Here is a 12,107-nt window from a genome sequence, read left to right as displayed (position 1 = left end):
TCGTGAACTCAGGTTGTGAATGCCGTGAATTAATGCCAGGGATGGGAATTAAATTCTCTATTAAACTCATCATTACTGAAACTTAGGAGAATTGAAATGCATAAGCAGGCATTGATTGTTGGCATCAGCGGCGTAATTGGACGTGCGCTGGCAGAAAAATTACAGCGCGAAGGTTGGCAGGTGAGCGGTTTATCACGCGGGCGTGGCGCGGTGCCGGAAGGTTGCCGCAGCCTGACCGCCGATCTGACGGATGCCGACGCAGTGCGGTCTGCGCTGGCTGAAGAGAAGCCGGATGCGTTGTTCTTTAGCGTCTGGTCGCGCCAGGAAAATGAGAAAGAGAATATCCGCGTTAATGGCGCGATGGTGCGTAACGTGGTTGAAGCGCTGGGCGAGCGTCTGAATGGCGCGCATGTGGCGCTGGTGACCGGCCTGAAACATTATCTCGGCCCATTTGAAGCCTATGGCAAAGGCGCAGTGCCGGTGACGCCATTCCGCGAAGAGCAGGGACGTCAGCCGGTCGATAACTTCTATTACGCGCAGGAAGACGAAGTGTTTGCCGGTGCCGAGAAATATGGCTATCGCTGGAGCGTGCATCGTCCGCATTCGATCGTTGGATTTGCACTGGGTAACGCGATGAATATGGGCCAGACGCTGGCGGTGTATGCCACGCTGTGCCGCGAGCAAGGCTTGCCGTTTATTTTCCCAGGTTCGCCCGAGCAGTGGAATGGTGTGTCCGATGTCACCGATGCCGGTTTACTGGCGGAACAGTTGCTGTGGGCCGCGACTGCGGCAGAAGCGGCCAATCAGGATTTCAACGCGGTAAACGGCGATGTGTTCCGCTGGAACTGGCTGTGGCCTCGACTGGCGGCCTATTTTGGTGTGGAAGCGGCAGCGTATCCGGCGCAGATGATGCCGCTGGAAGGGCGCATGCAGGATGCCGCTGAAGCATGGCGCGAAGTGGCGGCGCGTTATCAGTTGCGTGAGGCTGATATCACTAAATTGGCCTCCTGGTGGCACACCGACGCAGATTTGGGCCGTCCGATGGAAGCCTTCACCGACATGAGCAAGAGCCGCAAAGCGGGCTTCACCGGCTATCGTTCAACGCTGGATTCATTTACTCAGCTGTTTGATCGGTTGAAAGCGGAGAAGGTGATTCCGCAGTAACGTTATGTTGATAGAAAAGGGCGGCTTGCTGGGCCTAATGCACGTTAGTTAAGCGTAAAATGGTCGCCATGAATGGCGACCCTACAAAGGTTTGGCGCGTTTTTCGTAGGGTGCGCATTCATGTGCACCTATATACATAAAATCAGGCATTGAGCGCAAAACCTGCATTAAACGCGTTGAGGTGAAAAATATAAATCACCTAAGTCACATCCTGCCTATGATTAGTTTTATATTCCTGTAAGTAATTAATGATTTTTTATTCATTAACATGCTCATTCAACTGATTTTATTCCTATCTTCACGATCCTCACTTTTGCAGTTTAAGTTGTACAATATAAATCACCTTGTACATATTAAATTCATAGCCTGCTATTTATTATGATCGCCGAATAAATTATTTTTCCAATTAAATGTTCAGGAAAAATAATGCAGTCTATATTGATCCTACGCATTTCTTAAATTCGAGGCTGGTATGTTTCTTAACTACTTTGCGCTTGGGGTTTTAGTTTTTGTTTTTCTTGTCATCTTTTACGGGATAATTGTGCTGCACGATATCCCCTATCTTATTGCAAAATCACGTAATCATCCGCACGCAGATGCAATACACGTCGCCGGCTGGGTAAGCCTGTTTACACTCCACGTCTTATGGCCCTTTTTATGGATTTGGGCCACGCTTTACCGGCCAGATCGGGGCTGGGGAATGGAAGGTAGGAACGCGTCACTGGAACAACGCATAACGGCGTTGGAACAAAAGGTGACGGCAGACCGGGATTCTCCGAAGGGGTGACATATGGACTTACTGATTATATTGACCTATGTCGCCCTGGCTTGGGCCGTTTTCAAAATATTCAGAATACCGGTAAATAAATGGACAGTCCCAACAGCAGCATTGGGCGGTATTGTGCTGGTCAGCGGCTTGATATTGTTAATGAATTATAATCATCCCTATACTTCGCTGGCACAAAAAGCCGTTATCGCCATCCCTGTGACACCGCAAGTGACCGGTATTGTCACCGAAGTCACTGACAAACAAAATATGCGGATTAAAAAGGGGGATATGCTTTTCCGCCTTGATCAAACCTTGTTTAAAGCGCGCGTCGACAGGTTGAATGCTGACCTCGTCACTGCCATCCATAATATTCAGGTATTACGTGGACAATTAGAGGAATCCCTGGCGAATACCTCAAATGTGAGTGCGGAAAGAGACCGGTTATATAAAAATTACCAACGTTATCTTTCCGGCAGTAAAGCCCGCGTAAATCCGTTTTCTGAACAGGATATTGATGACGCAAGGCAAAACTATCTCGCGCAGGATGCTTTGGTAAAAGGCTCGGTTGCTGAACAACGGCAGATAAAAAGCCAGTTGGATAGCATGGTCGGCGGCGAGCAATCGCAGATTGTTAGCCTGAGAGCCCAGTTAGCTGAGGCGCAATATAACCTTGATCAAACAATTATTCGTGCGCCGAGTGATGGATACGTAACGCAGGTATTAATTCGTCCCGGTTCTTTCGCATCTTCATTACCACTGCGGCCGGTGATGATTTTTATACCTGAACAGAAGCGTCAGGTTATTGCGCAATTCCGACAAAATTCATTGTTGCGTTTAACGCCCGGTGATGAAGCGGAAGTGGTATTTAATGCGCTACCGGGGCAAGTATTCAGCGCGAAACTGCTGAGAATTATTCCGGTGGTGTCGGGCGGTACATATCAGGCTCAGGGAACCTTGCAATCTTTGACGATTGATCCCGGTTCAGATGGCGTGCTGGCAGTGGTTGAATTAGATCCTGATGCGGCAGTCGATGCATTGCCGGATGGTATTTTTGCACAGGTTGCTGTTTATTCCGATCACTTTTCGCATGTTTCAGTAATGCGTAAAGTATTGCTGCGCATGACCAGCTGGGTTCATTATTTGTATCTTGACCATTAATAAAAAAGATATTATTTAATGCTTGTTAGTCAAGCTTGCATTGGTCGCCATAAATGGCGACCCTACGTGATTTGGCGGAGGGCGTAGGTAAGATTATTTCATTTGAAAAGGACTGCCTCAGCATAAGTCATATTCATGCTGAGGCAGTTTTGAAATTACTTTTTCTTGTAGACGATTGCAGTACCATAAATTTTGTTATTGGTATTCGCGGACGTCACGATATAGATGTCGCCGCCTTTTTCATCTGCCAGTTTGGACAGCTCTTCTTTTGCACTGGCGGCATCCGTTTCGCCTGATGTGGAAATATTGCCGACCTCGACATACTGATCTTTTACTTTTTCAAACTCGACCTTGGTCATCAGTTGCGCGGCAAATGAGCTGAATGATAAAGCGCTTACAACTAAGCCTAAAATTAACTTTTTCATACTGTTCCTTGGGTTAGAGAAAAAGATGAGTTGCTATTATTGTATAGTTTAGAAGCGAAACATTTACAACCTGAAGCAAGTCATTACGTTTTTATAGGCTTATGAATCGAAAGTCACCAAACGTTTCCCCACCAGCACGGTTAACGCCACTATCGTTACTATTGCTGCCAGATGCATGACAAAATCCAGCGGATGCAGATGCACCGGATGGCAAAACGCCAGCAACGTCACTGCCATGCAGGAAACGCCCAAGCCCGCCATCGCCAAACTGCGCACTGGATGCAGTGCGCGAGTGCGGCGCAGGCTGGCGATCATCAGCGCCATCATCGGTGTGCTCACCACCAACAGAAAGGTAAAGCAGCGCGCGCTGTCGTTGTCATGTTCGATCGGCACCTCACCGGGAATCTGGCTGATGCTCATACCGAGCCACAACAAGCCAATCGGCAGCAGCGCTTTCCAGCTGATACTGCGGCGTCCGGCGATGCTTATATTGAAGGCGCTACGAATCGCCAGCGTGCCGAGGATAAACGCCAGCACCAGTTGAAAGATTGCCTGCAACGCGCCGGGCTGCGCCCAGTCGGTGAAACTGCGCTGCACCAAAAAGCTGGCGGCGATGCCACAAGGTAACGCCAGCAGCAGCCAGGTGAAGACACGCCTGCCAGTGGATCGCAGCGGTTTAACGGGCTGCATCTCGCGCCCGAGTTTTTCAATTAACAGGTCATGATCGGTCATGATTGGCTCCAAAACGGCGCAGATTCGTCAGCGCGCGGTGCAACAGCGATTTCACCGCTGCAACACTCAGATTGTTATGCGCGGCGGCTTCCGTCAGGCTCATTTCGCGCAGATGCACATGTTCGACAATGTCGCGCTGACGCGAGGGCAGCTGGCGCAGGTAGCCAGCCAGCTCTTCCTGCGTCTCCTGCTGCGGGGCGTCGGGCGGACTGGCCACTTCCGGCATCGCGTCGTCGTTAATTTCCCACTGCTGATGACGGCCACGTCGCCGCAGCGCATCAATCGCGCGCGCCGAAATAATCGCCATCAGCCAGGGTAAAAAAGGGTAGGCAGGATCATAGGTGTGACGCACCCGATGCACCGTGAGTAGCACATCCTGAATCACATCTTCTACCAGTGCGTTATCGGTAATTTGTTTGCGTGTTTGCGCACGAATCACTGGCACCAGCGCTTTCAGCAGTCGGGTGTAGGCGAGCTGATCGCCCGCCTGCGCCTGTTCCATTAGCGCGGGCCAACTTTCGCGCGCGCTATCGCTTGTTTGCATAATCCGCCTTGTTGTTCTTACGCCTTCTTGCTCGCCTGGTTCAGCGCGTTCACCACAATATTCGGTGTCAGCACCTGCGGCAGCACTTTCGGCGGTCCGCCATCGGCAGGGTAAACCAGATACATCGGTAATCCGCCCTGACCGAACTCGCTCATGGTGTCATCCACGTCCGGATTAAATTTAGTGGAATCTGCCACCATGTACAGCGTGCCGGTTTTGGCGATGGCCTCTTTCACGGCCTGGGTTGAAAGCGAGGTTCTCTCATTCACCTGACAGGTGATGCACCAGGACGCGGTGAAATCGACAAAGATCGCTTTACCGTGACCGCGCTGCGCTTCAACCGCTTGCGGCGTCCATTTGGCTTTGGTCACTTCCGCCGTCAGCTGATCGCCTGCCAGACCTGCGCCGGGTTTGATAAGGCCAGGAAGCGGGGCGATGACGGCGATGATCAGCACCGCCGTAACGGCATACAGCACCTTGTGACTTTTGCCGGCAAAGTGGCGATGTTGCGCCATGCCGTACAGCCAGCCGGCGAAGGCCACTATCACCGAGGCGGCCAGTAAGGTTGCCAGCGCCGCGCTTCCCGCTTGCTGCGCCAGCACCCAAACCAGCCAGGCGTAAGCACCAAACATCGGGAACGCCAGGCCGCGTTTTAACACGTCCATCCATGCGCCGGGACGTGGCAGGAATTTAGCCAGCGCCGGGAACAGTGATACCAGCGTGAACGGCGCGGCGAAGCCGATGGCCAGCGCAAAGAAGATCACTAAGGCGACGGCGGGCGGCTGCACCAATGCATAACCGATGGCGCTCGCCATAAAGGGTGCGGCGCACGGCGTGGCGACGATAATCGCCAGCGCACCGGTTAAGGCGGAACGCGTAAACGCACCGCGACCAACGTCAACCGATCCGACGCGTTGTACCGATAAGCCCACTTCAAACACACCGAGCAGATTGAGCGCGGCGGCGAGGATCACTAACGACAGCAAGGCGATCACCAGCGGCGATTGCAGCTGGAAACCCCAGCCAACCGCCGCGCCACCGGCGCGAGCCGCCAGCAGGATGCCCGCCAGCGCCATCATGGTCACCACAACGCCAAGTAAAAAGCCTATCCCTTCACGACACGCACTGGCGGCGTTATCGGTATGGCGCAACAGGCCGAGCGCTTTCAGCGAGATCACCGGAAACACGCAGGGCATTAAGTTCAGAATGATGCCGCCGATGAAGGCGGCCAGCATGGCGGTTAACATCGCTGGCCTCTTTATTTAGTGAGTTTGCGGGTGAGAAGCGTCGTATTGCTTAACGGCGGCCATCGCTTTTTCAATGTGCGTGTCCGGGTTTCTGTCAGTGTAACTCAGCAGAATGTTGCCTTCGGGCGCGATCACGTAAGAGGTACGATCGGACAGCGTTTTGCCTTTCATCTGCATGGTGGTTTGATACTGTGCCGCCACTTTCGCGCCTGGATCGGCGGCGACGGTGAATTTATCGCGGCACTCCAGTTTGGAGAAATCGCTGACCTGATCGGTATTACCGGCAGTTACCCCCACCACCGTTGCGCCCATTTTGGCGAAGCTATCGGTGGCTTCAGCGAAATCGTGCGCTTCAATGGTGCAGCCTGCGCTGAACGCCGCCGGGAAGAAATAGAGCACCACCGGGCCTTTCTTTAAGGCGTTTTGCAGTGAAAAGGTCAACGGCTTACCAGCTAACGCGCCCTGCAGTTCGAAGTTCGGTGCTTTCGCGCCTACCGGCAGTGCGGCACCGGCGTTAAAGGCGGACAGACCCAATGCGGCGGTCATGGTCAGGGTACAAACGAGGGATTTGATGCGTTTCATTTTCTGCTCCTGCGATGAATGGGAGTTCCGATTTGGATGTCTCAGTAATTCAGTTCGCTGAAGCAGGGAGGAAAGTTTCGGTGAGGTGGAAAATTATTTTTGCAGGCGTGCCAACATGCGCAAGCTGTTTTCAAACAGGTGTTCAGCGATACGTTCAGGAAAACCCGGCGGCAATGTTTTGCTTACACGCTCAATCGCGGCTCCCATTTCAGCAATAAAGAAATCGATGATCGCGATCATACTATTCTGATCAAAATTAACCTGCTTTGCCGTGGCTAAAAAATGACGAGGGAAAATTTTATCAATTTGATTTTTTCTGCCTTTACTGGCTTTCAAGCTCATGGCCAGTTTCAGGTCGCGAATATTCAGGCCATTTCCGCCCATGGAGGTGAAGACAGAAATGATGTCGTAGAAAGGCGTGAGCCGATAACTTCCGCCGCGTTCGATAAAGAGCGAGAAATTTTTGGCATGGCCGTCGGTTGCGCCAATCAACCACTGGAATACCTGAAATTTCATAAACGCATAGCGATCTTCTAACGCATTACTGGAGCCCATCAGGAACTGCATAATGTCGGCGATGCCGGGTCCACCGTCAGATTCATATTTGAGTGCTGATGGTAAGCCGAATGCCTGACACATGTCTTCCTGAGGCAAACGCAGCAAGTGTGTTTGTTGGTGGTTCCAGCGCCGGTCAAAGCGTTGCACGGCCAAAGCCTTCATCTTGCCAGCGTGAATGATGCTGGCATCGGGCACAGCAAATCCCAACGCTCTTGCCAATGCCAAGCAAAGGTACTCATTCTCGACACTTTCACGCATATCCAAAGTGGCAAAGGGTTGTTTTATTTCACCGATGGGTAATTTAATGATGTGCGATGTTGGCGTTGCACCATGCGGAATGGCCCAGCCAGCGTCCGTTGCCAGCAACGCTGTTTTCTCCTGAGCACCCGCAACGGAGATGCGGAAATCGTGTTCTTCACTGATCATGCCTAACGGAATATCCGCCTGATAAGCCGACAGGATACGTTCCAGCTTATGCTCATCCAACCGTTCGAAATTCAATCCTAAATCGGCGGGTGTGCTATCTGTTGGCAATAGCATGACGGCACCGACGCTATCTTTGCCGATCTCACGCAGCAGATCGAAAGGCTGGCGTGATTTCGCCTGATAGCGCGCAACAATGCGATCGCGTACTAATGGGCTGTCAGGCAGTAAATTATCAAAATAGTTGAGCACTGCGGCGGATGAGATCACCGGCAATTGCAATGGCAATGAAAGAGAAAGCGGCCTGGCCAGACGATTGTTTAACCAGCTAGGGTCGTATTGGAAAGTATGTGCACCGTTAGTGTTGCGCGTGAGAATGCCTACGCGTTCACCGTTCATCCATGCGATTAATTCCTGCTTCACCAGTCATTCTCCTGACCTGTAATCGCAGAGGGGGCTTTTTCCTGCACGTCCATTTTTAGCTCAAGTGACTGCAAAATTTTGAACAAAGTTGCGAGAGTGGTGAGATCGGGATTGTTTTCAAAGTGAGATATGGTGGATTGCTTGAGGCCGACTTTTTTCGCCAATTCACTTTGCGTCCATTGGTTTTTTTGGCGAATCAGTCTGACATGATTTGCAAGTTGGCGCGGACTGTAAATCATCGCTTATTCTCATTTGGAGTCGATGTGAAAGCCTGGATTATCCTTTAATGCGGATATTTGTGACGTTATCCCTTAGGGGGGATAATGTCAAGTTTATCCTTTGTGGGGGATAAATGCTGCATGACTCAAGGTCGCCATGAATGGCGGCCCTACGGGGTGGGCTGAATGCCTTTGCAAAATAAACTCAACGTATGCTGCACAATGATTTCGCGGTGATAAGCGGGATCGTTGGCAAAGCGGGTGAAGGGCACCAGCACCAGGCTGAGAATCGAGGTCATCAGCAGTTGCGGCTCCAGATCGGGGTTGAGTAATCCTTGCTGCTGCCAGCCTTCAATCAGTTTTTTTACCTGATCGCGTTCGCCGTGACCAAAGCGTTTTTTAATGTGCTGCCCTAAACCGCCTTCACCTTGCATCACTTCCTGCATCCACAGCGGTGCGAACCAGTTGTGTGTGGTAACAATATCCGCCACTTCACGAATGAAAGCGCTGAAGGTGGTGACAGGGTCACGCGGATCCTCCATAAAGTGCGCCACCAGGCGCTGGCGTAAGGGCAAAAACCGCTCCTCAATCACGATATCCAGCAGCGATTCGCGCGACTGAAAATAGTAATTGAGCATCGCCGGACTGACGCCCGCTTTGCGCGCAATCGCGTTGAGCGAGGTTTCGCCGATGCCGTTTTCGGCATACAGCGCTAAGGTGATGTCGAGCAGTAGTTCGCGCTGTTGCACGTTGATGGCGCCACCGCGTGGTCGGCCAGGACGGCGAGGTTTGGCGGCGTTGGCTATTTCGTCAGCAGGGACTTTTCGTGCGGTCATCTTTACTCGCTCACTTGATTCGTGTCAGACTGCGATCCATATTAATTGGGTATTTAATTAATTTCAATTGGTGTCTGTTATGAAACCCCTAACACTCGCGCCGCAGTCGGGCAGCGGGCAGGAGAATCCTCCTTCCGTCCGCCTCCTGATGAGCGCTTTATTACTGGTCATGCTGCTAGCGGCGCTGGATCAGACCATCGTCTCTACCGCGTTGCCAACCATCGTCGGCGAACTGGGCGGGCTCGATCGCCTGTCGTGGATCGTCACCGCCTATATGCTGGCTTCCACCCTTGTCGTGCCGCTGTACGGCAAATTTGGCGATCTGTTTGGCCGTAAAACCGTGCTGCAAATCTCGGTGATTCTATTCCTGATCGGCTCGGCGCTGTGCGGTCTGGCGCAGAACATGGAGCAGCTGATTTTTACCCGCGCGCTGCAAGGCTTAGGCGGCGGCGGTTTGATGGTGGTGAGCATGGCGGCGGTCGCCGATGTGATTCCACCGCAAGATCGCGGTAAATATCAGGGCCTGTTCGGCGGCGTATTTGGTCTGGCGACTGTGATTGGTCCGCTGCTGGGCGGCTTTATCGTGCAGCATGCATCGTGGCGCTGGATTTTCTACATCAATCTGCCGCTCGGTTTGTTTGCACTGGTGATCATCAATGCGGTGTTCAAGACCGATAACAAGCGTAAGCCGCATGAAATCGACTATCCGGGCGCGGTGTTTCTTAGTCTGGCGCTGGTGGGCATTACGCTGTTCACCAGCGAAGGCGGCACGTTACGTGAATGGTCCGATCCGCTGCTGTGGTGCATTCTGGCATTTGGTGTGATTGGCGTGATCGGCTTTATTTATGAGGAACGTCGCGCCTGGGAACCAATTATTCCGCTGTCGCTGTTCCACAATCGCAGCTTCTCGCTCGCCAGTTTAATGGCGTTTATTGTCGGCATGTCGCTGTTTGGCAGCGTGACGTTTTTACCGCTTTATCTGCAGGTGGTCAAAGGCTCCACGCCCACTGAAGCCGGTTTGCAACTGCTGCCGCTAATGGGCGGATTGCTGATCACCTCCATCGTCAGCGGACGCATTATTAGCCGCACCGGTAAATATCGGCTGTTCCCGATTTTTGGTACTTTGCTGGCGACCATCGGTATGGCGCTGCTCACCACGCTTACCATCGATGCGCCGCTGTGGCATATCTACCTGTTTGCCTGCGTGTTAGGGATGGGAATGGGCATGGTGATGCAGGTGCTGGTGCTGGCGGTGCAGAACACCGTGACGCCCGATCGCATCGGCGTCGCGACGTCGTCGGTGACGCTGTTCCGCTCGGTGGGGGGTTCGATTGGCGTGGCGCTGTTTGGCGCGGTGTTCAGTCAGGTGCTGAAATCGGGTTTAACCACGCTGGTGGAGCAGGGCAAAGAGCTGCCGCGCGCGCTCGATCCGCAAGCGGTGCATCGTTTGCCGCATGATGTACAACAAGCCTATTTGCAGGTGTTTGGCGATGCGGTGCACTCAGCCTTTCAAATGGCGGCGGGCGTGATGTTGCTGGCCTTTGTGCTGTCGCTGTTCCTGCCAGAATCACCGCTGCGCAAGAAAGACGCAGCGGCTTAACGCTGTTACACCGCCGCGCGCTGCTGCAAGGTTTTTACCGCTTGCGCAGCGTCGCGGCCCAGTTCCGACAAATCCACTCCGGCTATCACATCCTCCTGCATCAGCACTTTTCCTGCGCAGATCAGCGCTTTTAAACTGGCGCGTCCGCCGCTGGCCACCGGGCCAATGGCGGGGTCGTGCAGGCCAAAATAGCGCGGATCGTCAAGGCGATAGACGGCAAGATCGGCGGCCATGCCGGGTGCAAGGCGGCCGGTGTTCAAACCCAAGACCTGCGCGCCGCCGGATGTGCCCCAACGCACCACATCTTCGATGCTGGCGGCATCGCCACCGCCTTCAAAGGTGCCACCGACATAGCGCGGCTGCGCCAGCATGCCTTTGCGTGCGCGCTGAAGCTGCCAGGCGGCATGGGTTTCGCTCTGCATATCCGCCGCTTCATTCGAGGCAGCGCCATCAACGCCAATCGAGATCTTCACGCCCGCGTGCTCCATCGCCACTAAATCGGCAATGCCGCTGCCGAGACGCGCGTTACTTTGCGGGCAGTGCGCGATACCGCTGCCCGCCGCGCCCAGCATGGCGATCTCTTCCGGCAGCAGTTTCACCAGATGCGCAAACCATACGTCGTCGCCAATCCAGTCATGTTCGGCGCAAAACTGCAGCGGCGTCATACCAAACTTCGCGCGTGCGGCGTCAAGGTAATCCACGGTTTCCGACAGATGGCTGTGCAGACGAATGCCGAGTTGACGTGCCAGGCGCGCGCTTTCACGCAGTTCCTGCGGCGTGGTGGAGTGCAGCGTGGTGGTGGGTGCCATCACGATGCGGCGCATCGCGCTATCCTGCGGTTGGTGATAGCGCACCACCAGCCGCTCGACATCGGCCATCATGCTGTCAAAGCTCTCCGGGCACAGCGCAGTGGGCAAGTCGCTCTCTAAGCCGCGACTTTGCGTGGCACCGCCGCGACACAGCACAAAGCGCACGCCCAGCTTGTCGGCTTCATCGAACAGGATTTCTGCGCCATCAAATGGCATATCGGGCCAATAGAGATAATGATGGTCGGCAATGGTGGTGCAGCCAGAACGCACCAGCTCGACCAGGCCAACGCGCGCGGCGATGCGAAATGTCTGTTCATCGAAGGCACCGCGAAAGCGGTACGGCGTCGCGGCCAGCCAGCCGCCCAAACTCAGGTTCAGACCTTGCGGCTCCCCTTTGAGCAGCGATTGAAACAGATGATGATGCGTATTGACCCAGCCGGGATAGACCACGCAATCGCGGGCGTCGATCACGGTTTCATCGGCAGCGGCATTGAGCTCGCCCATCTCCTCAATCAGGCCATCGCGGATGCGAATATCGCGCGCGCTGCTGCGCGGTTGCTGTTTGTCGCCGGTCAGGATCGCGGCGCAGTGTTTGATTAACAGTTGGCTCATGAGCAAT

13 protein-coding genes are annotated in these 12,107 nt (G+C 53.7%); 4 read left to right on the top strand and 9 right to left on the bottom strand.

Annotation, left to right across the window (positions count from 1 at the left end; all coding sequences use genetic code 11):
• The first annotated feature begins 96 nt into the window (after positions 1 to 96).
• The 3 genes from AC6I8A_RS22635 to AC6I8A_RS22625 all read left to right on the top strand — a co-directional run bounded on the left by AC6I8A_RS22635 (position 97) and on the right by AC6I8A_RS22625 (position 3,091).
• The gene (locus AC6I8A_RS22635) at positions 97 to 1,164 is read left to right on the top strand and encodes an SDR family oxidoreductase (protein WP_497819259.1); all 1,068 of its coding nucleotides are present in this window, start codon (positions 97 to 99) and stop codon (positions 1,162 to 1,164) included.
• A 472-nt stretch (positions 1,165 to 1,636) separates the two neighbouring features.
• Entirely contained in the window at positions 1,637 to 1,951 is a 315-nt protein-coding gene (locus AC6I8A_RS22630; RefSeq protein ID WP_008101941.1) for a DUF3302 domain-containing protein, read from the top strand.
• Between the two features lie 3 nt (positions 1,952 to 1,954).
• Positions 1,955 to 3,091 carry an HlyD family secretion protein gene (locus AC6I8A_RS22625; protein ID WP_061719145.1) on the top strand — a complete coding sequence of 379 codons (1,137 nt, stop codon included), beginning with the start codon at positions 1,955 to 1,957 and terminating at the stop codon, positions 3,089 to 3,091.
• A 155-nt stretch (positions 3,092 to 3,246) separates the two neighbouring features.
• Here AC6I8A_RS22625 and yahO read toward each other — a convergent pair whose 3' ends face one another.
• The 8 genes from yahO to AC6I8A_RS22585 all read right to left on the bottom strand — a co-directional run bounded on the left by yahO (position 3,247) and on the right by AC6I8A_RS22585 (position 9,079).
• A complete protein-coding gene (gene yahO / locus AC6I8A_RS22620) occupies positions 3,247 to 3,516 on the bottom strand; it encodes a DUF1471 family periplasmic protein YahO (protein ID WP_256698573.1) in 270 nt (89 codons plus the stop codon).
• A gap of 99 nt (positions 3,517 to 3,615) precedes the next feature.
• On the bottom strand, positions 3,616 to 4,248 hold the full coding sequence (locus tag AC6I8A_RS22615; protein ID WP_479490910.1) for an NrsF family protein: 633 nt from the start codon (positions 4,246 to 4,248) through the stop codon (positions 3,616 to 3,618).
• Positions 4,235 to 4,792 carry a sigma-70 family RNA polymerase sigma factor gene (locus tag AC6I8A_RS22610; protein ID WP_256698575.1) on the bottom strand — a complete coding sequence of 186 codons (558 nt, stop codon included), beginning with the start codon at positions 4,790 to 4,792 and terminating at the stop codon, positions 4,235 to 4,237. The genes AC6I8A_RS22615 and AC6I8A_RS22610 overlap by 14 nt, the downstream gene beginning before the upstream one ends.
• 17 nt (positions 4,793 to 4,809) lie before the next feature.
• Positions 4,810 to 6,039 (bottom strand): protein-disulfide reductase DsbD family protein, encoded by a 1,230-nt coding sequence (locus tag AC6I8A_RS22605; RefSeq protein ID WP_497819258.1) that lies wholly within the window; start codon positions 6,037 to 6,039, stop codon positions 4,810 to 4,812.
• A 15-nt stretch (positions 6,040 to 6,054) separates the two neighbouring features.
• A complete protein-coding gene (locus tag AC6I8A_RS22600; protein ID WP_265303402.1) occupies positions 6,055 to 6,621 on the bottom strand; it encodes a peroxiredoxin in 567 nt (188 codons plus the stop codon).
• Between the two features lie 93 nt (positions 6,622 to 6,714).
• On the bottom strand, positions 6,715 to 8,001 hold the full coding sequence (locus AC6I8A_RS22595) for a type II toxin-antitoxin system HipA family toxin (protein WP_497819349.1): 1,287 nt from the start codon (positions 7,999 to 8,001) through the stop codon (positions 6,715 to 6,717).
• A gap of 20 nt (positions 8,002 to 8,021) precedes the next feature.
• Positions 8,022 to 8,264, bottom strand: a complete 243-nt coding sequence (hipB, locus tag AC6I8A_RS22590; RefSeq protein WP_256698578.1) for a type II toxin-antitoxin system antitoxin HipB — start codon at positions 8,262 to 8,264, stop codon at positions 8,022 to 8,024.
• A 149-nt stretch (positions 8,265 to 8,413) separates the two neighbouring features.
• Positions 8,414 to 9,079: a TetR/AcrR family transcriptional regulator gene (locus tag AC6I8A_RS22585; RefSeq protein ID WP_293797715.1), complete on the bottom strand. Its 666-nt coding sequence runs from the start codon at positions 9,077 to 9,079 to the stop codon at positions 8,414 to 8,416.
• Between the two features lie 79 nt (positions 9,080 to 9,158).
• Between AC6I8A_RS22585 and AC6I8A_RS22580 the strand changes: the two genes are divergently transcribed.
• Complete coding sequence (locus AC6I8A_RS22580) at positions 9,159 to 10,679, top strand: MDR family MFS transporter (protein ID WP_497819257.1); 1,521 nt, start codon at positions 9,159 to 9,161, stop codon at positions 10,677 to 10,679.
• A 5-nt stretch (positions 10,680 to 10,684) separates the two neighbouring features.
• Here AC6I8A_RS22580 and AC6I8A_RS22575 read toward each other — a convergent pair whose 3' ends face one another.
• Positions 10,685 to 12,100 (bottom strand): amidohydrolase family protein, encoded by a 1,416-nt coding sequence (locus AC6I8A_RS22575; RefSeq protein WP_497819256.1) that lies wholly within the window; start codon positions 12,098 to 12,100, stop codon positions 10,685 to 10,687.
• Between the last annotated feature and the right edge of the window lie 7 nt (positions 12,101 to 12,107).

The sequence above is a fragment of the Pantoea sp. X-Soil-ISGK-275 genome (assembly GCF_059730795.1).
This window is presented reverse-complemented; position numbering and strand designations above follow the sequence as displayed.

Bases quoted from the DNA above. Each gene is read 5' to 3' on its own strand.
- AC6I8A_RS22595 (WP_497819349.1), bottom strand. From the start codon at position 8,001: ATGAACGGTGAACGCGTAGGCATTCTCACGCGCAACACTAACGGTGCA.
- AC6I8A_RS22605 (WP_497819258.1), bottom strand. From the start codon at position 6,039: ATGTTAACCGCCATGCTGGCCGCCTTCATCGGCGGCATCATTCTGAAC.
- AC6I8A_RS22635 (WP_497819259.1), top strand. From the start codon at position 97: ATGCATAAGCAGGCATTGATTGTTGGCATCAGCGGCGTAATTGGACGT.
- AC6I8A_RS22625 (WP_061719145.1), top strand. From the start codon at position 1,955: ATGGACTTACTGATTATATTGACCTATGTCGCCCTGGCTTGGGCCGTT.
- AC6I8A_RS22600 (WP_265303402.1), bottom strand. From the start codon at position 6,621: ATGAAACGCATCAAATCCCTCGTTTGTACCCTGACCATGACCGCCGCA.
- AC6I8A_RS22575 (WP_497819256.1), bottom strand. From the start codon at position 12,100: ATGAGCCAACTGTTAATCAAACACTGCGCCGCGATCCTGACCGGCGAC.
- AC6I8A_RS22630 (WP_008101941.1), top strand. From the start codon at position 1,637: ATGTTTCTTAACTACTTTGCGCTTGGGGTTTTAGTTTTTGTTTTTCTT.
- AC6I8A_RS22585 (WP_293797715.1), bottom strand. From the start codon at position 9,079: ATGACCGCACGAAAAGTCCCTGCTGACGAAATAGCCAACGCCGCCAAA.
- yahO (WP_256698573.1), bottom strand. From the start codon at position 3,516: ATGAAAAAGTTAATTTTAGGCTTAGTTGTAAGCGCTTTATCATTCAGC.
- AC6I8A_RS22610 (WP_256698575.1), bottom strand. From the start codon at position 4,792: ATGCAAACAAGCGATAGCGCGCGCGAAAGTTGGCCCGCGCTAATGGAA.
- hipB (WP_256698578.1), bottom strand. From the start codon at position 8,264: ATGATTTACAGTCCGCGCCAACTTGCAAATCATGTCAGACTGATTCGC.
- AC6I8A_RS22580 (WP_497819257.1), top strand. From the start codon at position 9,159: ATGAAACCCCTAACACTCGCGCCGCAGTCGGGCAGCGGGCAGGAGAAT.
- AC6I8A_RS22615 (WP_479490910.1), bottom strand. From the start codon at position 4,248: ATGACCGATCATGACCTGTTAATTGAAAAACTCGGGCGCGAGATGCAG.